Here is a 23,049-nt window from a genome sequence, read left to right as displayed (position 1 = left end):
TTAATCACCCGCTGATTTTTTAAGCGCATCTGACATGATTTGTGCTTTTGTTCCTGTACTAATTAATATTTCTGAATTATTAGGTACAGGACTTTCTTCATGGACGTGCCCAGCCAGTTGCGTGTTCATCTCCTGCACTAGGTCGAGCAAATCACAAACCACCTGAAACAAGTTAACGCTCTCGGAGCCGATCCAGTTTTTCGGCGCAACCAAACGCTGGCCATCCCCGGCCACACTCTTGCGCAGTCCCTCGATCCGCTCTTGCATATCGCCACCGACGGTGGCGTTGTACTTATCCCCAACCACCAGATTCAGATCCCGGCCCGTGGCTTGGTGTAAATCATCCACAGCCGCTACGCTCATCGATCCGCCTGCTAGCAGTTTCACGGCGCCCATGGCTTCGATGGTTTTGACGCCGCCTACTGTCTCCTTTGAATGGTCGTCCACTTCTTGGGTGTGGCTTTGATAGTGCTCCTGGTTGTCCAGGGCCTGGACTTCGCGATCGGCTGAAAAGTCCTGTATGCGACCGTCGGTTTGCCGCGACCAGTTGCCGTCGGCGTCCACGCGCTGCTGGGCGGTTTCGCTGTGCTGCCAGACTTGATCCCCTTTCGGCACTTTGGGCAGGCTCAGGCCGTGGGGCAGGATGGTCTGGATAAAGGGCTTTATCGGCATGCCGTAGGCGAAGTTGACCACCACCATACTGCTTTCCCCGTACCTGCACCCGGACAACAACGCGCAGTCGTTAGGTGCTGCGATAGCGTTGGGTACCGGGTTTTCGAGCAACCTTATTATTTTCGGCAGCCTGGCCGGGATCATCGTCGTGGAACAGGCGGCGGGGTGCGGTATCAAGATCTCGTTCGGGTCATTCGCAAAGTCCGGGGTGCCGGTGACCTTGGTGACTTTGCTGATGGCGGGGTTGTGGATTGCGTTTTTGTGAGGGGAGGGGCTCGGCAGCGGCTACAGGGGTTTAGTGTTCGCTGTCTGTAGGAGCGAGCTTGTCTCGCGATCTTTTCAGCGTGGTTTACGGCTGCTGCGCAGCCGGACGTAGCCTCGCAAGGCTCGTCAACTGCTACAGGGGGAGTGGGGCGATGAGCTTTTTGTTAAGGGCACAAAAAAGCCGCGCAGTGCGCGGCTTTTAATGTGGTGGGCCCAGCAGGACTCGAACCTGCGACCAAGGGATTATGAGTCCCCTGCTCTAACCAACTGAGCTATAGGCCCTAAGTAAGCCGGGGATTATAACGATGGTTTCTTAGGAGTGCTATCCGAAAAATCTTAATTAGAGGTACGAAGAATTCTGTGTGCGAATTCTGTCGCATTTGAAGGCGTGCAGGCGCTGTATTGCCCACAAAGCAAAACCCCCGGCAGGGCCGGGGGTTTTGGGATCACTCGTCGAGGAAGGAGCGTAAGTGCTCGCTTCTCGTCGGGTGGCGCAGCTTACGCAGCGCTTTGGCTTCGATCTGACGAATCCGCTCACGGGTAACGTCGAACTGCTTACCAACCTCCTCAAGGGTGTGGTCGGTATTCATGTCGATACCGAAACGCATGCGCAGTACTTTGGCTTCACGTGCCGTCAGGCCGCCGAGTACGTCGCGTGTCGCTTCTTTAAGGCTCTCAACGGTGGCTACATCGATTGGCGACTGCATGGTCGAGTCTTCGATGAAGTCGCCCAGATGGGAGTCTTCGTCATCACCGATCGGGGTTTCCATGGAGATCGGCTCTTTAGCGATCTTCAATACCTTGCGGATTTTGTCCTCAGGCATTTCCATGCGTTCGCCCAGCTCTTCCGGGGTCGGTTCACGGCCCATTTCCTGCAACATCTGGCGGGAAATACGGTTGAGCTTGTTGATCGTCTCGATCATGTGCACCGGAATACGGATGGTGCGGGCCTGGTCGGCGATCGAGCGAGTGATCGCCTGACGGATCCACCAGGTGGCATAAGTCGAGAATTTGTAGCCGCGGCGGTATTCAAACTTGTCTACCGCTTTCATCAAGCCGATGTTGCCTTCCTGGATCAGGTCGAGGAACTGCAAGCCACGGTTGGTGTACTTCTTGGCGATGGAGATCACCAGACGCAAGTTCGCTTCAACCATCTCTTTCTTCGCGCGGCGGGCCTTGGCCTCACCGATCGACATGCGACGGTTGATGTCCTTGATCTCAGCAACCGTCAAGCCGGTTTCTGCTTCCAGTGCCGACAGCTTTTGCTGGCAACGGATGATGTCCGGTTGCAGGCGGCCAATGGCTTCAGCGTATTTGCTTTTGCCTTTGGCCAGCGAATCGCTCCAGCTTTCGTCAACTTCGTTGCCCGGGAACAGGCGCAGGAAGTCGGCGCGTGGCATACGTGCATCACGTACGCACAGCTGCATGATGGCGCGTTCTTGTGCACGCAGACGCTCCAGGGCACTGCGAACACGCTCAACCAAACCTTCGAATTGCTTCGGAACCAGTTTGATCGGCATGAACAGCTCAGCCAGGGCAACCAGTTCGATGATGGCTTGCTTGCTGTCGCGGCCGTGCTTTTTCAGCGCCTTGCGAGTGATTTCCATCTGATCAGAGACGGCACCAAAACGCTGGGCAGCAATGACCGGATCTGGACCGCTTTCAGCTTCTTCTTCATCGTCTGAAGATTCTGCTTCGTCATCGTCGCTGTCGTCGTCAGCTTTAGCCGCTTTGGCGTCGACAGGTGGCGGAACTTCTGCGGCAGGTGGCGTAATACCGTCGTCCGGGTCGATATAACCGCTCAGAACGTCGGACAGGCGGCCACCTTCGGTGGTGACGCGAGTGTACTCGGAGAGAATGTGGTCAACCGTGCCAGGGAAGTGCGCGATTGCGCTCATCACTTCACGGATGCCTTCTTCGATACGCTTGGCGATTTCGATTTCGCCTTCACGTGTCAGCAACTCTACCGTACCCATTTCACGCATATACATACGTACAGGGTCAGTCGTACGACCAATATCGGTCTCTACTGCCGCCAACGCTGCGGCTGCTTCTTCAGCAGCGGCTTCGTCGGTGTCAGCATCGGCCAACATAAGGGCGTCCGCATCCGGAGCACTCTCGTGTACGGGGATCCCCATGTCATTAATCATGCGGATGATGTCTTCCACTTGCTCCGGATCTGAAATATCTTCGGGCAGGTGGTCGTTGACCTCTGCGTAAGTCAGATACTTCTGCTCACGGCCGAGGGTGATCAACTCTTTGATACGAGACTGCTGTTGCGCTTTTCCGGACATAACACCCTATCCACTGAAGGTCTTGGCGGGCAAAAAACAAGCCGAGGATTATACCTTAGCTGTGACCTCACGCGCCAGTTGAGGTCGGGTTTGATGCAGGATTATTGCGACTCAAGAGGTCGCGTAACTGGTTTTTTTCCTCGGTACTAAGCTCGCCTTGACGTGCTTTTCGAAGAAGTTGCTCTAGATTTCGCTCACGTTGGCGTGCTGACAAGCTAGTTATGGTGTCGAAAAACTGTTGTTCAAGGTTATCGGCGTCAATTAGCCATTCCTTTTCCAGCAATCGTTGTAACAATCGACCCTGCTCGGTGCCGTGCCAGCGCGACAGCAACTGAATAGAGCTTAGCTTAGGATTTTTCTGTACGGCTTCTACCAGAGCAATCAGTAGTTGATTATTGGTCTGGTCTTCGGCCGCAAAGTGCCCGGCGTCCTCAACTTTTTTTGCCAGTTGGGGATGGTGCAGCAGGGTGCGCAAGGCCGTTAGCGTGGGCGGTTCGACGCCGACCGGCACCCAGGCCTGCTCGCGCTCGGCACCGCGTTTGCCTTTTTTGTCCCAAGGTTTGTTTTCCCACTTTTTACCGCCAGCGCCAGGCTTTTTCGGGGTCCATTCCTGTTGGGGGATGTACACGTCCGGTTGCTGGAAGTCGCTGTAGTCGGGCATTGCGTCGTAATCAATGCCGGGGTCGTAAGCGGGTTGGGCCTGAGGTTTGACGGGCGCGCTTTGTGCCAGTTGGCTGACCATGTCGTGGGTCAGGCCGGTGATTTCGGTCAGGCGCTGACGCATCAGCGTGCGCAGGTTGGCGCCCGGCACTTTGTCGATCAACGGTGCTGCCAGCGTGACCATGTGGGCTTTGCCCTCAAGCGACCGCGGGTCGGCTTCTTCGGTCAGTTGCTGGAAAAAGTAATCGGCCAGCGGTTGTGCGTGCTGGTTGATGCGCGCCTTGAAGGCGTCGGTGCCTTCGGATCGCACCAGTGTGTCCGGGTCTTCGCCCTCGGGCAAAAACAGAAAGCGCGCACGGCGACCATCCTGCAAGCACGAAAGTGTGGCCTCAAGGGCGCGCCAGGCAGCGTTGCGGCCAGCCTGATCGCCGTCAAAGCAGAATAGAACGCTGGGCACCACGCGAAACAAGCGTTTCATGTGCTCTTCGCTGGTGGCGGTGCCGAGGGTGGCGACGGCATTGCGCAGGCCTTGCTGGGCCAGCGCGATGACGTCCATGTAGCCTTCAACCACGATGATTTCATCGAGGCTGCGGTTGAATTTGCGTGCCTCAAACAGCCCGTAGAGTTCCTGGCCCTTGTGGAACACAGGGGTTTCCGGGGAGTTCAGGTATTTGGGTTTGTCGTCGCCGAGCACGCGGCCGCCGAACGCAATGATGCGGCCACGGCTGTCGCGGATCGGGAACATCACGCGGTCGCGAAAGCGGTCGTAGCGTTTGCCGGTCTCGGCGTTCTCCACCAGCAGCCCGGCGTCAATCATCGCCTTTTGCTGCAGGGTGTCGTTGCTCAAGTGCTTGAACAGGTTGTCCCAGCCGGGCGGGGCGAAACCGAGGCCAAAGTCGCGAGCGATTTCGCCGGTCAGGCCGCGGCCTTTGAGGTATTCGACGGCGACTTTGCGCGCAGGATGGCTCTTGAGCGCTTGCCGGTAAAAGTCGGCGGCGGCGGTCAGAAGCGGGTAGAGCGGTGAGTCGGTAGGTTGCCGTGGCTTGTGTGAGCGGCCGCCTTCTTCTCGGGGAATCTCCATGCCGGCAGCTTTTGCCAGCTCTTCGACGGCCTGGGGGAAGTCCAGGTTGTCGTGGTCCATGATGAAGCCGAGGGCATTGCCGCCTGCGCCGCAGCCAAAGCAGTAATAAAACTGTTTGTCGGGGCTGACACTGAACGAGGGCGTTTTTTCTTTGTGAAACGGGCAGCAAGCCGTGTAGTTCTTGCCTGCTTTCTTCATTTGCACGCGCGAGCTGACGACATCGACGATATCGGTGCGGTTCAGAAGGTCGTCAATAAAGCTCTGGGGGATTAACCCGGCCATGGCGTTCTCGTCATCACGGAGCAGAAATTAACCCAGATGAGTGGCTTGGCATGATGGCGTGCACGCAGGTGCATGGCTCGATCGTGTGGCGTCTGCTCAGTCATTGTGGGGAAGTGTATCTGTCGAATCTCATCTGACTAGGGTTTTAATCAGTACGAATATGTTCGATAGGTGTTGCGCTCTGAGTCCGAATTGACCTGTGGTGGGTCTCGGGTGGCTCATAAGCAGGCACAGGAGAAGTACCTTGGGCTGATTGTCTTGGGATAATCAGGAAAAGTGTGCTCGTCGGTAGCCTTGTAAGGCTCGTCAGTAAAGACGTGCACCGCTGGTTGTTAAAACCAGGTCTGACGTGGTGTTACGCTTTGTCGCGGTCGCATCTGCGGCCTTGACGGTAGAGCGTGTAACTTGCTGCAACTGCCTACGGCCCGGCTTTAGGCCGGGCTTGGCAGAAGCTTGCAACGAACGTCTGTGTATTAGTACAGACGAACGGCGCGGCGCTGCTCGCGCTGAACTTTCTTCGCGTGACGCTTAACAGCTGCTGCTGCTTTGCGCTTACGCTCAGAAGTCGGCTTCTCGTAAAATTCGCGGCTGCGAACTTCAGCCAGTACACCGGCTTTTTCGCAGGAGCGCTTGAAACGACGCAGAGCTACGTCGAAGGGTTCGTTCTCTTTTACTTTGACGGCTGGCATCCAGAGCTACCTTCATTCATTACCGGGGTCAACGTCCCAAGGCTAAATTGCGTTGTAAGACGTCGGTTTTTAAGGGTTGCGGATGTTAACCCCTCAACGCCCGGAATGCAAAGCCTCTGATCGAAAACCGCTGGTCGGGGGCGGGAGTGGCGACTATTATGCGCGCCTTCGAATTGAGCCTCAACAAGGCGTAAACCCATGCTAGTACTGGGATTAGAAACTTCCTGCGACGAAACCGGCGTCGCGCTATACGACAGTGAGCGCGGGCTTTTGGCCGATGCGCTGTTCAGTCAGATCGACCTGCACCGCGCTTATGGCGGTGTGGTGCCGGAGCTTGCCTCGCGTGATCACGTCAAGCGCATGCTGCCCTTGATTCGTCAGGTGTTGGCTGAGGCCGATTGCGTGCCTACAGAGATTGACGCCATTGCCTATACGGCAGGGCCGGGACTGGTCGGGGCCTTGCTGGTCGGGGCTTCGTGTGCCCAAGCGCTGGCCTTTGCCTGGGGTATTCCTGCCCTTGGCGTGCATCACATGGAAGGCCATTTATTGGCCCCCATGCTGGAAGAACAGCCACCTGAGTTCCCGTTCGTCGCTTTGTTGGTGTCGGGCGGCCATACGCAGCTGGTGCGTGTCGATGGCATCGGTCAATACGAGCTCTTGGGCGAGAGCCTGGATGATGCGGCGGGCGAAGCCTTCGATAAAACCGCCAAGATGATGGGGTTGCGTTATCCGGGCGGCCCTGAGATCGCGCGCCTGGCTGCACAAGGGGTTGCCGGGCGTTTTGTGTTCCCGCGGCCGATGACCGATCGTCCGGGGCTGCAATTCAGTTTTAGCGGCCTTAAAACCTTCGCGCTGAATACCTGGCAGCGTTGTGTGGACGCGGGCGAAGATACGGAGCAAGCGCGTTGCGATATTTCGCTGGCGTTTCAGCAAGCCGTTGTCGAAACCCTGACCATCAAGTGCAAGCGCGCGCTGAAGGCTGCCGGGATGAAGCGTCTGGTCATTGCCGGGGGGGTGAGTGCGAACAAGGCGCTGCGTGAATCGCTCGAGAAAATGCTCGGCGAGATGAACGGTCAGGTGTACTACGCTCGCCCGGAGTTCTGCACCGATAATGGCGCGATGATTGCTTATGCCGGGTGTCAGCGTTTGCTGGCGGGCCAGCACGAGAGCCTGGCGATCAGCGTGCAGGCACGTTGGCCGATGGAGCAGTTGCCACCGCTGTAAGTGTTCAGAAATGCCGTTCGCGCCCAGCCATCAGGTCGCGTAGATTGCTGCGGTGCCGCCACACAATGAGCGTCGTCAGGGCGCTCATGGGCAGCAGCGCTGCAGGTTCTTGCCAGGCCAGCAAGGGCAGGGTGAGGGGGGCGGCAATCAGTGAGGCCAGCGAGCTCGTGCGGCTGAGCTGGAAGGTCAGCAGCCATGCGACAGCAGCCAGCAGCGCGGCGGGCGGATAAAGGCCCAGCAGCATGCCGGCCGCGGTGGCAACGCCCTTGCCGCCGCGAAAGCGGAAGTACAGTGGGTACATGTGCCCTACAACGGCGCAGGCGCCGATCCAGGCTTGTTGCTGGAGCGTGCAGCCCAGTTGATAGGCCAGCAATACCGGTAAAAGCCCTTTGCACAGATCGCCAAGCAAGGTCAGGATGGCGAGCTTTTTACCGGCCAGGCGCAACATGTTGGTTGCGCCGGCATTGCCTGAGCCACTCATTCGCGGGTCGGGGTTTCCCGTCAGGCGGCTGAGCAAAATAGCGAAGGACATAGAACCAAGCAGGTAGGCGAGCATCGCCAGTAACCAAAACATGCTAACTATTCCGGGCAAGGACGCCCTGATTCTAACGGCGCATTGCGCCCTTGTCGTGCTGCGGAGAAGAGTGCTTGGACAGAGTGTTTATCGAAGGCCTGGAAGTTGACACCGTTATCGGTGCTTATGACTGGGAGCGCGGCATCCGTCAGTGCCTGCGGCTAGATCTGAGTTTTGCGTGGGATAACCGCCCGGCAGCGGCCGGAGACGACCTGACCCTGGCATTGGATTACGCCAGTGTGTCGGCGCGCATCCAGGCGTTTGCCGAGCAGGCTCAGTTCCAACTGGTAGAAACATTTGCCGAACGTTTGGCGCAGGTGCTGATGAGTGAATTCAATATTCCCTGGTTGCACCTCAAGCTGACCAAGCCCGGCGCCGTTGCGGCGGCCACAGGGGTGGGTGTGGAGATTGAGCGCGGATGCCGCTAACAGAGGTTTATCTCGGGCTCGGTAGCAATACCGAGCGTGAACGGCATTTGTGTGCCGGGCTGGACGCGCTTGCGGGCTTTTTAGTGGGCATGACGTGTTCGGCGGTGTTTGAAAGTCAGCCGGTAGGCATCAAAAGCGGGCCATTTTTCAATCTGGTGGTCGCGGCCAAAACCGATTTGCCACTGATGGAATTAAGCCGACGTTTGAAGTTGATTGAAGCGGATAACGGGCGTTATGCCCCGGATCGCAAAGGGCTGCCGCTGGATATCGATGTGTTGTTTTACGGCGATCTGGTGGGCGACTTTGAATTCCTGACCTTGCCGCGAGCAGAAATTCTCAAGAATGCGTTTGTGCTGTGGCCGTTGTCGTTGATGGCGCCAGATAAGGTGCATCCGGGCGTGGGTAAAACCCTTGCCCAGATGTGGGCCGAAGCGCAGATCGACCAGGTATTGGCGCCTGTGGCGTTTGAGTGGCGGGGCGTGCAATTGACGCCGGCAGAGATGCTTGAACGCTCGGTTTAAGGGGGCGCGCAAAACCCTGTAGCAGTTGACGAGCCTGCGAGGCTACGTCCGATTGCGTAGCGATCGTAAACACCAACTGCAAGGTTTTACGGTCGCCCCGCAGTGTTTGATTTACGACTGCTGCGCAGCCGGACGTAGCCTCGCACGCTCGGCAACTGCTACGGCATCGTCTTGTGTTTGGCGGCGTCTTTGTAGGCTTGCAAGGCCTTGAGCCGTTCGTGCTTGAGGGCTTCGCCCAGTTCGGGGCCTTTGAAACCTTGCTCGATCAGCGGTTGTACGGTCACGCCTTGTGCTGCCAGGGCCGCGCCGCGCAGATAGTCCGCCTGTGGGTAAGGGCGGTTCTCCAGACCTAAACGCCCTCTGGCGTCCATTTCGCAGGCCACCACAAATTCTTCAAAACGCTGAGGGCGGCGATATACATCAAACCGCTGCAACAACTCCAGCAATGTCGATGCCTTGAGCTCCAGGGCGCGATGACCATGGGTGTGGTACTCGCCCACCAACAGGGCCAATTCCTGGCAATCTCTCGGTACTTTGTAGCGTTCGTTGACGGCTTTGATCAGACGCAGCCCTTTGTGCTCGTGGGCAATGTGTCGTGGCCACTGGCTTTCGGGTGTCAGCCCTTTACCGAGGTCGTGCAGCAGGCAAGCCCAGCGCACGGTCAGCGGTTGATGGTGCAAGGCGGCTTGTTCAAGCACGCTCAGCGTGTGCAGACCGCTGTCGACTTCGGGGTGATGAGCGGGAGGTTGTGGCACGCCAAACAAGGCGTTGACCTCTGGCAGCAGCACTTCAAGCGCGTCGCAACTGCGCAGCACTTCGATGAATACCTGTGGGTCATCTTCCATGAGTGCGCGAGAGATTTCTTTCCAGCAACGCTCGGGCGTCAGGGCCTGCAGTTCGCCAGAGGCGGACAGTTGGCGCATGAGTTCCAGGGTCTCGGGAGCGATGCTGAAACCAAGCCCTGCATAACGGGCGGCAAAGCGGGCAACACGCAGGACTCGCAAGGGATCTTCGGCAAACGAGGGGGAAACGTGGCGCAGAATGCGTGCTTCTAAGTCTCGCTGGCCGTGGTACGGGTCGGTGATATTGCCATCAGCGTCTTCGGCCATCGCATTGATGGTCAGGTCGCGGCGTATCAGGTCGTCTTCGAGGGTGACGTCGGGGCTGGCATGGAAGATAAAGCCACCATAGCCATGGCCGCTTTTGCGTTCGGTTCGGGCAAGTGCATATTCTTCACCGGTTTTTGGGTGAAGAAATACCGGGAAGTCTGACCCCACCGGGCGAAACCCTTCGGCGAGCATTTGCTCGGCAGTCGCGCCCACCACCACCCAGTCGATGTCGGTGACGGGTTTGCCCAGCAAGCGGTCGCGCACTGCGCCGCCCACTTTATAGATCTTCATAAAAAGCCTCCGTTAGCGCGACAGGATAACCCGTGTGCCGCGTTAGCGGAGGTCGATGTGGTTACAGGTGGACGGCGGACAAGTCCAGACGGCCGTAGTCGTTTTCACCATGCTCGCCTTTGGGCGGTACGTGCTGGACCTTCATGATCTGGTCGCCTTGCAGGGTCTCCAGATGGATATCGAAGCCCCACAGACGGTGCAGGTGCTTGAGTACCTCGTCGGTGGAGTCACCCAGAGGTTTGCGGTCATGTTGTTGGTGGCGCAAGGTCAGGGAGCGGTCGCCGCGTCGATCAATGCTCCAGATCTGCACGTTGGGTTCACGATTGCCCAGGTTGTATTGCGCTGCCAGCGTTTCGCGGATGGTGCGGTAACCGTTCTCGTCGTGAATCGCAGGCACCAGCAGGTCGTCTTTTTGATCGTCGTCCATGATGCTGAAGAGCTTGAGGTCGCGAATGACCTTGGGCGACAGGTATTGCAGGATGAAGCTCTCGTCCTTGAAGCTGCTCATGGCAAATTTGATGCTGGTCAGCCAGTCGCTGCCTGCAAGGTCCGGGAACCAGCGCCGGTCTTCTTCGGTGGGGTGCTCGCACATGCGGCGGATGTCCTGGTACATCGCAAACCCCAGAGCATAGGGATTGATGCCGCTGTAGTACGGGCTGTCAAAGCCTGGCTGGAAGACCACGCTGGTGTGCGAGGTGAGGAACTCCATCATGAAGCCATCGGTGACCAGCCCTTCGTCGTACAGGTCGTTCATCAGCGTGTAGTGCCAGAACGTGGCCCAGCCCTCATTCATCACCTGGGTTTGGCGCTGCGGGTAAAAATACTGGGCGATTTTGCGCACAATGCGCACGACTTCACGCTGCCAGGGTTCCAGCAGTGGCGCGTGTTTTTCAATGAAGTACAGGATGTTTTCCTGCGGCTCATCCGGGAAGCGGGCGTTGTCCTTTTCACTGGATTTGCCCACCCCTTTGGGGATGGTGCGCCACAGGTCGTTGATTTGCTTTTGCAGGTGCTCTTCGCGGTCTTTCTGGCGACGGCGTTCTTCTTCGGCAGAAATCGGATAGGGCCGTTTGTAGCGGTCCACGCCGTAGTTCATCAAGGCATGGCAGGAGTCGAGCAGGTCTTCGACGGCATCGATGCCGTGGCGTTCTTCGCACTGCATGATGTACTGCTTGGCGAACACCAGGTAGTCGATGATCGAGCTGGCATCGGTCCAGGTCCGGAACAGGTAGTTGCCCTTGAAGAAGCTGTTATGCCCGTAGCACGCGTGGGCCACGACCAGGGCTTGCATGCAGATGGTGTTTTCTTCCATCAGGTAGGCGATGCACGGGTCGGAGTTGATCACGATTTCGTAAGCCAGCCCCATCTGCCCACGGCTGTAGGACTTCTCGGTACTCAAGAAGTGTTTGCCGTAGGACCAATGGTGGTAACCCAGCGGCATGCCGACGGACGCGTAGGCGTCCATCATTTGCTCAGCGGTAATCACCTCAATCTGGTTGGGGTAGGTGTCCAGCGCATAACGTTCCGCGAGGCGGCTGATTTCGCGGTCGTAAGCCTGGATCAGCTCAAAGGTCCACTCGGACCCTGTGGAAATGGGTTGGCGTTTTTGCTCTTTGGCGGTCATGTGGCTAACCTGCGCTGGAAGAGTTCACGGAAGACCGGGTAGATATCGCCGGCCGAGACCAGTTGCTGTTGAGCGAACGTGTCGGGGAACGAGTCTCTGATGCGCTCGTATTCGAACCAGAGCGCCTGATGCTCGCGCGGGGTGATCTCAACGTAAGTGTAGTACTGCACGAACGGCATGATCTGGTTGACCAGGATGTCGCGGCAAATAGGCGAGTCATCGTTCCAGTTGTCACCGTCCGAGGCCTGGGCCGCGTAGATGTTCCATTCATTGGCCGGATACCGCTCGGCCATGATCTCTTGCATCAGTTTGAGTGCGCTGGACACGATGGTGCCGCCGGTTTCCCGGGAATAGAAAAACTCCTCTTCATCGACCTCGCGGGCGCTGGTGTGATGGCGGATGAACACCACGTCAATCTTGTCGTAGTTCCGTTTCAGGAACAGGTACAAGAGGATGAAGAAGCGCTTGGCGATGTCTTTGGTGGCCTGGGTCATGGACCCGGAAACGTCCATCAGGCAGAACATCACCGCCTTGGAGCTGGGGTTGGGTTGTTTGACCAGCAGGTTGTACTTGAGGTCGAACGTATCAAGGAACGGCACGCGGTGTATCCGCGCGCTGAGTTTCTCTATTTCGGCCTCGATGTCTTTGATATCGCCGAAGTTGTCCGGTTCTTCGCGTTTTAGCCGCTCAAGTTCAGCTTTGGCTTCTTTGAGTTTTGCCCGGCTGCTGCCGGACAGCGCGATGCGCCGTGCGTGGGCCGAACGCAGGGTGCGGATGATGTTGATGCGCGACGGATTGCCTTCGTTGCTGATGCCCGCGCGCACAGTTTTGAAGGTGTCGGTGCCGGTGAGGTGGCGTTTGATCAGGTTCGGCAATTCGAGGTCTTCGAACATAAATTCGAGGAACTCTTCTTGGGTGATCTGAAAGACGAATTCGTCCATGCCCTCACCGGAATTACCCGCTTTGCCCGGGCCGCCGCCCCCTCCGCCGCCCCCTTGCGGGCGCTGGATATGTTCGCCGCTGGTGAATTCCTTGTTGCCGGGGTGAACCGTGGTTTGCTTGCCACCACGGCCGTGGTGAAGCACGGGCTCATCAATGTCGCGGCCCGGGATGCTGATTTGCTCGCCATGCTCCATGTCGGTGATGGAGCGGTGGCCTACGGCCTCTTCGACCGCCTTTTTGATGTGGTCGCGGTAACGCCGCAGGAAACGCTGACGGTTTACCGTGCTTTTATTCTTGCCATTGAGGCGTCGGTCGATCACATAGCTCATAAGGCCCTCCGGGCAGCTTCAAGTTGTCAGCTGCAAGCTGCAAGTCGAAGCACAGCGCGTGTGTTTTCTTCTTGCAGCTTGAGGCTTGAGGCCTACAACTGCCTCACTGCGATTTTCTGACTCGCAGATACCACTCGGAGAGCAGTCGTACTTGTTTGTCGGTGTAGCCGCGTTCGACCATGCGGGTTACGAAGTCGTTGTGTTTTTGCTGGTCCTCTTTGCTCGCTTTGGCGTTGAAGCTGATAACCGGTAGCAAGTCCTCGGTGTTGGAGAACATTTTCTTCTCGATGACCACGCGCAGCTTCTCGTAGCTGAGCCAGGTCGGGTTTTTGCCATTGTTGTTGGCGCGGGCGCGCAGCACGAAGTTGACGATTTCGTTGCGGAAATCTTTCGGGTTGCTGATGCCGGCCGGTTTTTCGATTTTCTCCAGCTCTTCGTTGAGCGCTACGCGGTTGAGGATTTCGCCTGTTTCCGGGTCGCGGTACTCCTGGTCCTGAATCCAGAAATCGGCGTAAAGCACGTAGCGGTCGAAGATGTTTTGCCCGTACTCGCTGTAGGACTCCAGGTAAGCGGTCTGGATTTCCTTGCCGATGAATTCGATGTAGCGCGGTGCCAGGTATTCCTTGAGGAAGCGCAAATAACGCTCGCGGGTTTCCGCCGGGAACTGCTCTTGCTCGATCTGTTGCTCCAGCACATAGAGCAGGTGCACCGGGTTGGCAGCAATTTCGTGCGGGTCAAAGTTGAACACTTTGGAAAGGATTTTGAACGCGAAACGGGTCGACAGACCGGTCATGCCTTCATCCACGCCCGCGCTGTCGCGGTACTCCTGAATCGACTTGGCTTTCGGGTCGGTGTCTTTGAGGTTCTCGCCGTCATAGACCCGCATCTTGGAGTAGATGTTGGAGTTCTCTGGCTCTTTGAGGCGCGACAGGACGGTGAACTGCGCGAGCATTTTCAGGGTGTCCGGCGCGCAATGGGCCTTAGCCAGCGAACTGTTGAACAACAGCTTGTCGTAGATTTTGACTTCGTCGCTGACGCGCAGGCAGTACGGGACTTTGACGATGTAAATCCGGTCGATGAACGCTTCGTTGTTCTTGTTGTTGCGGAAGGTGTGCCACTCCGATTCGTTGGAGTGAGCCAGCAGGATGCCGTTGAACGGAATCGCGCCCAGCCCTTCGGTGCTGTTGTAGTTGCCCTCTTGGGTGGCGGTGAGCAGAGGGTGGAGCACCTTGATCGGTGCCTTGAACATCTCGACGAATTCCATCAGGCCCTGGTTAGCCCGGCACAGTGCGCCCGAGTAGCTGTAGGCGTCGGCGTCGTTTTGCGGGAATTCTTCGAGTTTGCGGATATCGACCTTACCGACGAGGGCCGAAATGTCCTGGTTGTTCTCGTCACCGGGCTCGGTTTTGGCCACGCCGATCTGATTGAGGATCGAAGGGTAGAGTTTAACCACGCGGAACTGGCTGATATCACCACCGAATTCGGCCAGGCGTTTAGTCGCCCAAGGCGACATGATGGTGTTCAGGTAGCGTTTTTGGATGCCGAAGTCTTCTTCAAGAATCGCGCCGTCTTCGGTCGCGTTGAACAGCCCCAGCGGTGATTCAAAGACGGGTGAGCCCTTGATCGCATAGAACGGGACCTTCTCGATCAGTTCTTTGAGCTTTTCAGCCAGCGAAGACTTGCCGCCGCCCACCGGGCCGAGCAGGTAGAGAATTTGTTTTTTCTCTTCCAGGCCCTGCGCGGCATGGCGGAAGTACGACACGATCTGGTCAATGCACTCTTCCATTCCGTGGAAGTCGGCAAAGGCCGGATAGCGGCGAATCACTTTGTTCGAAAAAATGCGCGACAGGCGGGAGTTGGTTGAGGTGTCCAGGAGTTCCGGTTCACCGATGGCCATCAGCAGCCGTTCGGCAGCTGAGGCGTAAGCGCTTTTGTCTTGTTTACACAGCTCAAGGTATTCCTGGAGCGTTAGCTCTTCTTGGCGTGTGGATTCAAAGCGTTGTTGGAAGTGGCTAAAAATACTCATGACGTCACCTCGCTCGATACGTGGAGCCGGCGATTGATCGGTCAGTTCGAGTGCTGGCATGCAGCAACGTTGCAGTTGCCGTGTACCCCCCAGGACACCATCAAGGCGCTTAACCCCTTGAAGTTACTACTGATGATCCATACACCGGTGTACCGGCTCTCCCCAGATTCGGATGGCCTGCGCTTAAGGATAGTTGGTAATCAGGGAGGTCAAGAAGAGATGCGTGAATTGTTGGCGCGACCGTTGGTCTGCAAGAGCGCCAGCCCGCTCAGGACGCGGGCTTGGGCGGATGAAAATATTTTCAGGCTTCAGATTTGGACGTTTCTGCGGGGTAGGTTGTGCGCCACAGTTCGAAGCCGCCATCGAGGCTGTAAACGTCAGAAAACCCTTGGCTGATCAGGTAAGCCGCTGCGCTTTGGCTGGAGTTGCCGTGGTAGCAGGTGACGATCAGCGGGGCGTCGAGGTCGGCTGCGCGAATGAAGTCAGCGATCGACTGGTTGTCCAGATGCTGTGAGCCGGTGATATGCAGGGCGGCATAGGTGGATTGGTCGCGGATGTCGACGACTACAGCACCTTTTTCGCGCAAGGCTTGGGCTTGCTCTGGGGGAATGCGTTTGAATTCGGTCATGGGAGTTTCCTTTAGCCAGACAGCGCGTGCGAATCAGGGCGCGAGCGGCGGTTGCGAAGAGGGGGTTGGAGGGCAAAGCAGTTGAGGGGCCGGGTGCCCCTGCTCATCACAGTCGCAGCTCAGGCGCTGGCCGGTATCGACATTGAGCAAGGTCATCGCACCGCCCCAGACGCAGCCGGTATCGAGTGCGAACACGCCAGGCTCAGAGCATTGGCCTTCAAGTGCCGCCCAGTGGCCAAAGATGATCTTGGTGTCCCGGGTTTTGCGTTCTTTGTAGCTGAACCATGGCGCAAATCCCGGCGGCGCGGTGCCCAGACCTTCTTTGCTCTTGAGGTCGAGTTTGCCGTCGCGGGTGCAAAAGCGCATGCGGGTGAAGTAGTTGGTGATGACCCGCAGGCGGGTGATACCGGTGAGGTCGCTGTCCCACTTGGCCGGATCGTTGCCGTACATGCCGTCCAGGAACGGCTTGATGAGGCTGTCATCGCGCAAGGCGTGTTCAACTTCACCGGCGTATTTGAGGGCTTTTTTCAGTGACCACTGCGGCGGTATCCCGGCGTGCACCAGCGCCGTATTGCGCTCGGCGTCGTAGTGCAGCAGCGGTTGCTGTCGCAGCCAGGTAAGCAGGTCGTTGCAATCGGGCGCTTGCAGGATGTCGCGCAGCGTATCGCCCTTTTTCAGGCGTTCGATGTTGTAGGCAACCGCCAGCAGGTGCAGGTCGTGATTGCCCAGCACGCACACCACAGATTCGCGCATGTGGTAGAGAAAGCGCAGGGTTTCGAGTGATTCCGGACCGCGGTTGATCAGGTCGCCCACCAGCCACAGTTTATCGTTGGCCGGGTCGAAGGCCACTTGCTCCAGCAGGCACTTGAGGGGCTGCAAGCACCCTTGCAAGTCACCCACGGCATAGACCGCCATCAGTGAAGCGCTCCGGGTACGGCCAGGCGGAAGGGCTTGATGATGGCTTTGAACTGATGGCCGTCATTTGCCAGCATCAGGTAGCTGCCCTGCATGGTGCCCACTGTGGTGGTGAGCACCGAACCGCTGCTGTACGTGTGCTGCTCGCCGGGCTCGATCAATGGCTGTTGCCCGACCACTCCGGCTCCGCGCACTTCTTCGACATGCCCGTCACCATCGGTAATCACCCAATGCCGGGACAGCAGTTTGGCCGCCACGGTGCCTGTGTTGCTTACTGTAATGGTGTAGGCAAAGGCGTAGCGCTGATGCTCGGGTTGAGATTGTTCTGGCAGGTAACGCGTGACGACGCTGACGTCGATCACATAGCGGGGCTCATGCATGCGAGAGGCCTTACTGAAAAGCACAGACAACGTTCGGAATAAAACAGCTGCCTGAGTCTAGGCTAGAGGGCGGGTGCCCGGCCAGAGGCTATGTCTGGTACGGGCACCGTTTTTTCTCAGTAATCAGTCAGCGACGGGCGCGTTAGCCGCTTTTTCGCTGAGTGTGTCGGCCAGGCGCACGAAAGCGGCGAGGTCGAGTTGCTCCGGGCGCAAGCTGCCATCGACGCCGGCGGCTTCGATTTCGTCGTTGCTGAGCAAGGCTTTAAGGGTGTTACGCAGCGTTTTGCGGCGCTGGTTGAAGGCTTCACGCACCACGCGCTCCAGCAGGCGGTGATCCTTGGCCGGGTGGGGCAGTACGTCGTGTGGCACCAGGCGGACAATCGCCGAGTCAACTTTTGGCGGCGGGTTGAAGGCGCCAGGGCCGACGTTGAACAGGTGTTCGACGCGGCAGTGGTACTGAACCATGATCGACAGACGACCCCAGTCTCCGCCGCCAGGCCCTGCTGCCATGCGCTCAACCACTTCTTTTTGCAGCATGAAGTGCATGTCGCGGATCAGCTCGGCGTTTTTCAGCAGGTGAAAAATCAGCGGCGTGGAGATGTTGTACGGCAGGTTGCCGACGACACGCAGCGTGCGTGGCGCAGCATTGAGCGTGGCGAAGTCAAACTTCAGCGCGTCGCCCTGGTGCAGGTTGAAGTTGCTCATGCCGGCAAATTGCTGATTCAGGATCGGGATCAGGTCTTTGTCCAGCTCGACAACGTCCAGTTGCCCGCCGCTGCTGAGGATGCCTTGGGTCAGTGCGCCCTGGCCCGGACCAATCTCCAGCAGGCGGTCGCCCGACTTGGCATTGATCGCGCGCAGGATGCGGTCGATAACGCCCGCATCGTGCAAGAAGTTTTGGCCAAAGCGCTTACGCGCCTTGTGTTGGTATTGCTCGGTCATAGTTGTGTCTCGGCCATCTGATAGGCGGTTTCCAGGGCGACTTGCAGACTGCCAGTGTCGATCTTGCCGCTGCCTGCCAGATCCAGGGCGGTGCCATGGTCAACAGACGTGCGGATGATCGGCAAGCCCAGGGTGATGTTGACGGCGGCGCCAAACCCTTTGTACTTGAGCACGGGCAGGCCTTGGTCGTGGTACATCGCCAGCACTGCATCGCAGTGCTCCAGATATTTGGGGGTAAACAGAGTGTCGGCAGGCAATGGGCCGCGCAGGTCCATGCCTTCGCTTCGCAGACGCTCCAGGGTGGGTTCGATGATGTCGATTTCTTCAAAGCCCAAGTGACCGCCTTCACCGGCGTGGGGATTGAGCCCGCACACGAGGATACGCGGCTGGGCGATGCCGAACTTGTGTTGCAGGTCGGCATGCAGAATTCGGGTTACCCGGGTTATGCGCTCAGGTGTGATTGCATCGGCCACCTGACGCAGCGGCAGGTGAGTGGTCACCAACGCGACGCGAAGCCCGCGCGTGGCAAGCATCATCACGACTTGCTCGGTGCCGGTCAGGTCTGCCAGAAATTCGGTGTGGCCAGAAAACGCGATGCCGCCTTCGTTGATCACGCCTTTGTGCACGGGCGCGGTGATCATGCCTGCAAAGTCGCCTGCAACACAGCCAAGGGCTGCACGGGTCAGGGTTTGCAGTACGAACGGGGCGTTGGCTTTGTCCAATGTGCCTGCGGTGACAGGGGCATTGAGCGGCGTGTCCCAGACATAGAGGCTGCCTGCAGGTGCCGGTTGGCCGGGCCAGTTGTCCGGGCTGACGGGCAGCAAACTGACAGCCACGCCCAGTTGCGCGGCCCGCTCGTGGAGCAGGTCGCGGCTGGTAATGGCAATCAGGGGATGTGGCTGGCGTTGCGAGGCGAGAAGCAGGCACAGGTCGGGACCTATGCCTGCCGGCTCGCCGGGTGTCAGTGCAAAACGCTGTGTTTTCACTGTGCTGGGTCTGCGCTCTCTGCCTGGTTGGTTGCGCCAGGGAGTTTGATTTCTACGTAGGCTTCGTCACGGATCTGACGCAGCCAGCTTTGCAGCTCTTCGTCGTACTTGCGGTTACGCAAGGCGTTCATGGCTTGCTGCTCGCGGGCCTGGGTGGTGCTGTCAGTGGAGCGACGGCCCAATACTTCCAGAACATGCCAGCCGTATTGAGTACGGAATGGCTTGGACAGGACGCCTTGTGGGGTTTCAGCCATGACTTCACGGAACTCCGGCACCAGCGCGTTCGGGTCGATCCAGTTCAGGTCGCCGCCGTTAAGGGCTGAGCCTGGGTCTTCCGAATAGGTTTTGGCCAGGGTGGCAAAGTCTTCGCCCGACTGAATGCGGTCGTAGAGTTTTTGTGCCAGTTCCTTGGTTTGCGCTTCAGTGCGGATTTCGCTTGGCTTGATCAGGATGTGACGAACATGAACTTCGTCGACCATCACGGTCTGGCCGCCGCGCTTGTCGAGCAGCTTGAGAATGATGAAGCCACCAGGCGTGCGGACCGGAGGCGTAATGTCGCCTGTCGGCATGCTGCTCAGCATACGATCGAACGGAGGTGGCAACTGGCCCGCTTTACGCCAGCCCATGTCGCCGCCATCCAGAGCGGTATCGCTGCCGGAGCGGGCGATCGCCAACTGGGCAAAGTCAGCACCTTGTTTGAGTTGCTTGTAGAGGTCTTCAGCCTTCTGGGCCGCCGCCTGGACTTCACTTGAACTCGCGCTGTCAGACGTCGGGATCAAGATGTTGGCCAGGTGGTATTCCTCGGACAATTGCGCCTTGCCCAGGTCAGAGGCGAGGAAGTTTTTCACTTCCTGATCGGTCACCTGAATACGCTCGGCCACACGGCGTTGACGTACACGGCTGATGATCATTTCGCGGCGAACCTGCTCGCGCGCATCGTCATAGGACAGGCCGTCGTGGGCCAACGCCTGACGGAACTGATCAAGGGTCATGTTATTGCGCTGGGCAATGGTGCCGATGGCCTGGTTCAGTTCTTCGTCAGTGATACGAATGCCCGAACGCTCGCCGATCTGCAGTTGCAGGTTTTCGACAATCAGACGCTCAAGCACTTGTTGGTCCAGAACGCTGGCAGGGGGGACACCCTGCCCGCGCTTGGCGATGGTTTGCTGAACTTCATGGACACGCTGGTCCAGTTGGCTCTGCATGATCACGTCGTTATCGACGATGGCCACCACCTTATCAAGGGGCTGAACTGCAGCGTGTGCCGCCGCAGTACCTAGGAACAATGCGCCCAATACTAGGGGGCGCAGACACTCAGAAAGCTTGATCTTCACGTTCACGATAACCTTGGATGCCTTTGTCGAGGAAGCTCTCTACTTTGGCGCCTGTAACGCCGCCGAGACCTTTCAGCACAATTTGAAGGAAGATCCCATGGTCGCCCTTTTCGTTTTGCGGGGCTTCTTGGGTGTATTCGTCGTTGGAAACCCAGTAGCGGCTGATCAGGCGCATTTTCCAGCAGCAGTTGTCGTACTCAAAGCCACCGAAGGCTTCCAGGGTACGGTTGCGGTTGTAATCGTACTGCCAGCGGCTGATGACGCTCCATTGCGGCACGAGCGGCCAGATCACCGAGAAGTCGTGCTGCTGGATTTTGTAGTAATCCTTGATGAAGCCAGGATCGCTCGGGGTCAGGTAATCACCGCCGAACTGCCACTTGCCGGTGTACTGGTTGTACACCACCTGGTCGTTGCGATAGCGATAGCCCAGGTTGACGACCTTGTTCGGGTTGTCTTCTGGCTGGTAGTGCATCATCGCGCTGCCAGAACGTGGGCTACGGGTTTCCGGGTCCCAGTTGTAGTCAGCGGTTGCACGCCAGTCGCGGTTGAAGCGGTAAGCGTATTCCAGTGCATATGGAGACACACGTGACGTCGAGTCATCGCGATCGTCGCTCACGCCTGGCAACTGAACCTTGCGGTCTTTGAAGTAGTACGCCTGGCCAATGCTCACGCGTTGACGCTCAAAGCCGTTTTCTTCGATCCAGCGGCTGGTCAGGCCCAGCGACAGTTTGTTTTCGTCGCCGATGCGGTCAGAGCCGGTGAAGCGGTTGTCACGCCACAGCGAGGAATAGCTGAACGAGCTTTCGCTGGTGTCGAATACAGGGATGTTCGCCTGGTCACGCTCAGGCACATACAGGTAGAACGCCCGTGGTTCCAAGGTCTGGCGGTAGTTATTGCCGAACCAGTTGGTGTTGCGGTCGAAGTACAGGCCGCTGTCAACGCTGGCGATCGGTACGCTGCGGCTGACCGAACTGTCGAACTTGTCGCCAGCCGTGACCATTTGCGTTTTGCCACGGCCATCAAGATCCAGATCGTACTGGGTGTACGCGTACTTGAGGGACGGGGTCACGAAACCGTAGCTCGAAGTCATCGGCAACGACATGGCTGGCACGAGGTTCAGACGTGTGCCGTTGGCGCGCGCCAGGCCTTGTACGTTGTTATCCAGACGCGGCGTGGTGACGCCGTATTCGTCGGTGTAGTTGCCGTTTTCCAGGTCACGCTCAAACCGCACCAGCTCGGTGTTGTAGGAGAAGTTCACGCCACCCGGGTGATACGGCAGGCCACCATTGAAGGTGAGCTGTGGCATCTGGTTGTACGGCGTGACCTGGGTCACGGTCGCCAACTGGTAAGCGTGCACGTTCAGCTTGGCGGTGAAGTCATCGCCACGGTAGCTGACAGCTGCTTGCTGGTTCAGGTAGTCACGGCTTTCGACGCCGACCTGATCACTTTGCAGATCCTGGAAGTAGTACGGATCGCTGATCTTGGTGTAGTCAACTTCGGTCAGCACGCGCGAATCAAGCCCGCCCTTGTGCTGCCAGTTGTACATGTAGCGGGTTTTTTCGTAGTCGGTCTGCAGCTTGCGATCGTCGTTGTCGTCGTTGAGGTACGCGGCACCGAACTGTCCTTCGCTGGACTCGGTCAGGTAGCGGAACTCACCTTCCATCAACAGACCGCGCTTGGTCATGTAGCGCGGGTACAACGTGGCATCGTAATTGGGTGCCAGGTTGAAGTAGTACGGGGTCACGAGCGTAAAGCCGGTGTCGGAGCTGCTGCTGAAGGACGGCGGCAGGAAACCGGACTGACGGCGATCATCGATCGGGAAGTAAATGTACGGGGTGTAAAGGACAGGAATGTCTTTAACCCGCAGTGTCACGTTGGTTGCGGTACCGAAACCGGTGGCCGGGTTCAACGTGATGTTGTTGCCTTTGAGCTGCCAGGCGTTGCTGTTCGGTTCGCACGTGGTGTACGTACCGTCCTTGAGGCGGATGATCGCGTCTTCGGCACGTTTGGCGTACAGCGCGCTGCCGCGAATACGCGACTTGTGCAACACGTACTCGGCGTTGTCGACCTTGGCGGCACCGGTGTCCAGCTGCACATCGGCGTGGTCGCCAACCAGCAGTGCACCGTTGTCACGCAGACGCACATTGCCGCTCAACTCGCCACGGCTCTCGGCCTGGTACAAGTTGGCTTCGTCAGCCTCGACCTGCATGCTGCCCTGGCGCATGACCACATCACCGGCCAGGGTCGCGATTTGCTCTTCCTGTTGGTAGCGGGAAGCTTTGGCGCCAATGAAGGTCGGCGAATCGCTTTTGCTGGTGGTGTCACGCATGCCGGGACGCGTAGGCTCGATATAGGCGCCAGAGCAATACGGGCCGGTTTCAGCCAGTTGCGCCGGCGTGAGCTTGTCACGCGGGACCCAGTCAAGGTGGCTGTAGTCAGCACTGCGCGCCTTGAGGCCACGACCTTTGGCGGATGTCACCAGCGGGGTTTGCTCACCTTGCTCGCCAGACTCACCATTGGCTTGCGCCACAGTGCCGTTGTGCGATGGGCGTGGTGGCAATTGCGCAGTATTTGCTTTCGGCGCGCAATCCCAGCCACCCGAAGCCGATGCGGAACAGTCATACTGCTCCTCGGCAAATACGAATGGCACGGCTAGAGGTTGCATGGCCAGCAGACTGCCAGTTACCAGCAACGGAAATTTTTTACGAAACGCGGGGGATTTCAATGCCATCTTATTAGTCCGGGCTTCCTGCGTGCCATCAGCCCGCGGTGGGGGGACCGCACGCCTATCGATGGTCTGGAAAAGATTCTGGATAATAAAGCATGACCCGCTTGACGGCTAGCGCCGTCGGAG

The 23,049-nt window shown here is 58.1% G+C and carries 19 protein-coding genes, 1 tRNA gene and 1 pseudogene; 4 read left to right on the top strand and 17 right to left on the bottom strand.

What is annotated here, in order from left to right; genetic code table 11:
• Positions 1-708 (bottom strand): annotated as a pseudogene (locus GHO41_RS09470) (hypothetical protein); the annotation flags it as partial.
• Here GHO41_RS09470 and GHO41_RS09465 point away from each other — a divergent pair.
• Positions 686-937 carry a hypothetical protein gene (locus GHO41_RS09465; RefSeq protein ID WP_218580243.1) on the top strand — a complete coding sequence of 84 codons (252 nt, stop codon included), beginning with the start codon at positions 686-688 and terminating at the stop codon, positions 935-937. The pseudogene GHO41_RS09470 and the gene GHO41_RS09465 overlap by 23 nt on opposite strands.
• A 204-nt stretch (positions 938-1,141) precedes the next feature.
• Here GHO41_RS09465 and GHO41_RS09460 read toward each other — a convergent pair.
• The 4 genes from GHO41_RS09460 to rpsU form a co-directional block, all read right to left on the bottom strand.
• Positions 1,142-1,218, bottom strand: a tRNA-Ile gene (locus GHO41_RS09460).
• Positions 1,219-1,382: 164 nt separating this feature from the next.
• Positions 1,383-3,230 (bottom strand): RNA polymerase sigma factor RpoD, encoded by a 1,848-nt coding sequence (gene rpoD, locus GHO41_RS09455; protein ID WP_048372251.1) that lies wholly within the window; start codon positions 3,228-3,230, stop codon positions 1,383-1,385.
• A gap of 67 nt (positions 3,231-3,297) precedes the next feature.
• On the bottom strand, positions 3,298-5,253 hold the full coding sequence (gene dnaG / locus GHO41_RS09450; protein WP_048372249.1) for a DNA primase: 1,956 nt from the start codon (positions 5,251-5,253) through the stop codon (positions 3,298-3,300).
• Between the two features lie 473 nt (positions 5,254-5,726).
• Complete coding sequence (gene rpsU, locus GHO41_RS09445; protein WP_002551877.1) at positions 5,727-5,942, bottom strand: 30S ribosomal protein S21; 216 nt, start codon at positions 5,940-5,942, stop codon at positions 5,727-5,729.
• A 198-nt stretch (positions 5,943-6,140) separates the two neighbouring features.
• Between rpsU and tsaD the strand changes: the two genes are divergently transcribed.
• Entirely contained in the window at positions 6,141-7,166 is a 1,026-nt protein-coding gene (gene tsaD / locus GHO41_RS09440) for a tRNA (adenosine(37)-N6)-threonylcarbamoyltransferase complex transferase subunit TsaD (protein WP_153433418.1), read from the top strand.
• 4 nt (positions 7,167-7,170) lie between these two features.
• On the opposite strand, the gene plsY is transcribed toward tsaD, so the two are convergent.
• The gene (plsY, locus tag GHO41_RS09435; RefSeq protein ID WP_048372243.1) at positions 7,171-7,740 is read right to left on the bottom strand and encodes a glycerol-3-phosphate 1-O-acyltransferase PlsY; all 570 of its coding nucleotides are present in this window, start codon (positions 7,738-7,740) and stop codon (positions 7,171-7,173) included.
• A gap of 74 nt (positions 7,741-7,814) precedes the next feature.
• On the opposite strand from plsY, the gene folB reads away from it, so the two are divergent.
• Both folB and folK read left to right on the top strand, forming a co-directional pair.
• The gene (folB, locus tag GHO41_RS09430) at positions 7,815-8,168 is read left to right on the top strand and encodes a dihydroneopterin aldolase (protein WP_048372241.1); all 354 of its coding nucleotides are present in this window, start codon (positions 7,815-7,817) and stop codon (positions 8,166-8,168) included.
• Entirely contained in the window at positions 8,159-8,689 is a 531-nt protein-coding gene (folK, locus tag GHO41_RS09425) for a 2-amino-4-hydroxy-6-hydroxymethyldihydropteridine diphosphokinase (RefSeq protein WP_153433417.1), read from the top strand. The genes folB and folK overlap by 10 nt, the downstream gene beginning before the upstream one ends.
• Positions 8,690-8,847: 158 nt before the next feature.
• On the opposite strand, the gene GHO41_RS09420 is transcribed toward folK, so the two are convergent.
• The 11 genes from GHO41_RS09420 to GHO41_RS09370 form a co-directional block, all read right to left on the bottom strand.
• Positions 8,848-10,089, bottom strand: coding sequence for a multifunctional CCA addition/repair protein (locus tag GHO41_RS09420; RefSeq protein WP_153433416.1), 1,242 nt, complete (start codon positions 10,087-10,089; stop codon positions 8,848-8,850).
• Positions 10,090-10,150: 61 nt separating this feature from the next.
• The gene (locus tag GHO41_RS09415; RefSeq protein WP_153433415.1) at positions 10,151-11,713 is read right to left on the bottom strand and encodes a SpoVR family protein; all 1,563 of its coding nucleotides are present in this window, start codon (positions 11,711-11,713) and stop codon (positions 10,151-10,153) included.
• On the bottom strand, positions 11,710-12,984 hold the full coding sequence (locus tag GHO41_RS09410) for a YeaH/YhbH family protein (RefSeq protein ID WP_048372234.1): 1,275 nt from the start codon (positions 12,982-12,984) through the stop codon (positions 11,710-11,712). Before GHO41_RS09410 ends, GHO41_RS09415 begins: the two co-directional genes overlap by 4 nt.
• A gap of 103 nt (positions 12,985-13,087) precedes the next feature.
• Positions 13,088-15,010: a PrkA family serine protein kinase gene (locus GHO41_RS09405; protein WP_048372233.1), complete on the bottom strand. Its 1,923-nt coding sequence runs from the start codon at positions 15,008-15,010 to the stop codon at positions 13,088-13,090.
• 301 nt (positions 15,011-15,311) lie between these two features.
• Positions 15,312-15,638 carry a thiosulfate sulfurtransferase GlpE gene (gene glpE / locus GHO41_RS09400; RefSeq protein WP_153433414.1) on the bottom strand — a complete coding sequence of 109 codons (327 nt, stop codon included), beginning with the start codon at positions 15,636-15,638 and terminating at the stop codon, positions 15,312-15,314.
• 33 nt (positions 15,639-15,671) lie between these two features.
• Positions 15,672-16,553: a symmetrical bis(5'-nucleosyl)-tetraphosphatase gene (locus GHO41_RS09395; protein WP_153329187.1), complete on the bottom strand. Its 882-nt coding sequence runs from the start codon at positions 16,551-16,553 to the stop codon at positions 15,672-15,674.
• Positions 16,553-16,933, bottom strand: a complete 381-nt coding sequence (apaG, locus tag GHO41_RS09390) for a Co2+/Mg2+ efflux protein ApaG (RefSeq protein WP_153329189.1) — start codon at positions 16,931-16,933, stop codon at positions 16,553-16,555. Before apaG ends, GHO41_RS09395 begins: the two co-directional genes overlap by 1 nt.
• Before the next feature lie 123 nt (positions 16,934-17,056).
• On the bottom strand, positions 17,057-17,875 hold the full coding sequence (rsmA, locus tag GHO41_RS09385) for a 16S rRNA (adenine(1518)-N(6)/adenine(1519)-N(6))-dimethyltransferase RsmA (RefSeq protein WP_048372225.1): 819 nt from the start codon (positions 17,873-17,875) through the stop codon (positions 17,057-17,059).
• Positions 17,872-18,861, bottom strand: a complete 990-nt coding sequence (pdxA, locus tag GHO41_RS09380; RefSeq protein ID WP_371928884.1) for a 4-hydroxythreonine-4-phosphate dehydrogenase PdxA — start codon at positions 18,859-18,861, stop codon at positions 17,872-17,874. The genes rsmA and pdxA overlap by 4 nt, the downstream gene beginning before the upstream one ends.
• The gene (gene surA / locus GHO41_RS09375) at positions 18,858-20,195 is read right to left on the bottom strand and encodes a peptidylprolyl isomerase SurA (protein ID WP_323368856.1); all 1,338 of its coding nucleotides are present in this window, start codon (positions 20,193-20,195) and stop codon (positions 18,858-18,860) included. The genes pdxA and surA overlap by 4 nt, the downstream gene beginning before the upstream one ends.
• Positions 20,176-22,926 carry an LPS-assembly protein LptD gene (locus GHO41_RS09370; RefSeq protein WP_048372221.1) on the bottom strand — a complete coding sequence of 917 codons (2,751 nt, stop codon included), beginning with the start codon at positions 22,924-22,926 and terminating at the stop codon, positions 20,176-20,178. Before GHO41_RS09370 ends, surA begins: the two co-directional genes overlap by 20 nt.
• Positions 22,927-23,049 lie beyond the last annotated feature (123 nt).

The sequence above is a fragment of the Pseudomonas sp. FSL R10-0399 genome, from assembly GCF_009600165.1.
Classification (GTDB): Bacteria; Pseudomonadota; Gammaproteobacteria; order Pseudomonadales; family Pseudomonadaceae; genus Aquipseudomonas; species Aquipseudomonas helleri.
Note: the sequence above shows the minus strand (reverse complement) of the source record. Positions and strands in the feature narration are given on the sequence as shown.

Coding starts and splice junctions, on each gene's coding strand:
- rpoD (WP_048372251.1), bottom strand. CDS start 3,230: ATGTCCGGAAAAGCGCAACAGCAGTCTCGTATCAAAGAGTTGATCACC.
- dnaG (WP_048372249.1), bottom strand. CDS start 5,253: ATGGCCGGGTTAATCCCCCAGAGCTTTATTGACGACCTTCTGAACCGC.
- rpsU (WP_002551877.1), bottom strand. CDS start 5,942: ATGCCAGCCGTCAAAGTAAAAGAGAACGAACCCTTCGACGTAGCTCTG.
- tsaD (WP_153433418.1), top strand. CDS start 6,141: ATGCTAGTACTGGGATTAGAAACTTCCTGCGACGAAACCGGCGTCGCG.
- plsY (WP_048372243.1), bottom strand. CDS start 7,740: ATGTTTTGGTTACTGGCGATGCTCGCCTACCTGCTTGGTTCTATGTCC.
- folK (WP_153433417.1), top strand. CDS start 8,159: ATGCCGCTAACAGAGGTTTATCTCGGGCTCGGTAGCAATACCGAGCGT.
- GHO41_RS09420 (WP_153433416.1), bottom strand. CDS start 10,089: ATGAAGATCTATAAAGTGGGCGGCGCAGTGCGCGACCGCTTGCTGGGC.
- GHO41_RS09415 (WP_153433415.1), bottom strand. CDS start 11,713: ATGACCGCCAAAGAGCAAAAACGCCAACCCATTTCCACAGGGTCCGAG.
- GHO41_RS09410 (WP_048372234.1), bottom strand. CDS start 12,984: ATGAGCTATGTGATCGACCGACGCCTCAATGGCAAGAATAAAAGCACG.
- GHO41_RS09405 (WP_048372233.1), bottom strand. CDS start 15,010: ATGAGTATTTTTAGCCACTTCCAACAACGCTTTGAATCCACACGCCAA.
- glpE (WP_153433414.1), bottom strand. CDS start 15,638: ATGACCGAATTCAAACGCATTCCCCCAGAGCAAGCCCAAGCCTTGCGC.
- GHO41_RS09395 (WP_153329187.1), bottom strand. CDS start 16,553: ATGGCGGTCTATGCCGTGGGTGACTTGCAAGGGTGCTTGCAGCCCCTC.
- apaG (WP_153329189.1), bottom strand. CDS start 16,933: ATGCATGAGCCCCGCTATGTGATCGACGTCAGCGTCGTCACGCGTTAC.
- rsmA (WP_048372225.1), bottom strand. CDS start 17,875: ATGACCGAGCAATACCAACACAAGGCGCGTAAGCGCTTTGGCCAAAAC.
- GHO41_RS09370 (WP_048372221.1), bottom strand. CDS start 22,926: ATGGCATTGAAATCCCCCGCGTTTCGTAAAAAATTTCCGTTGCTGGTA.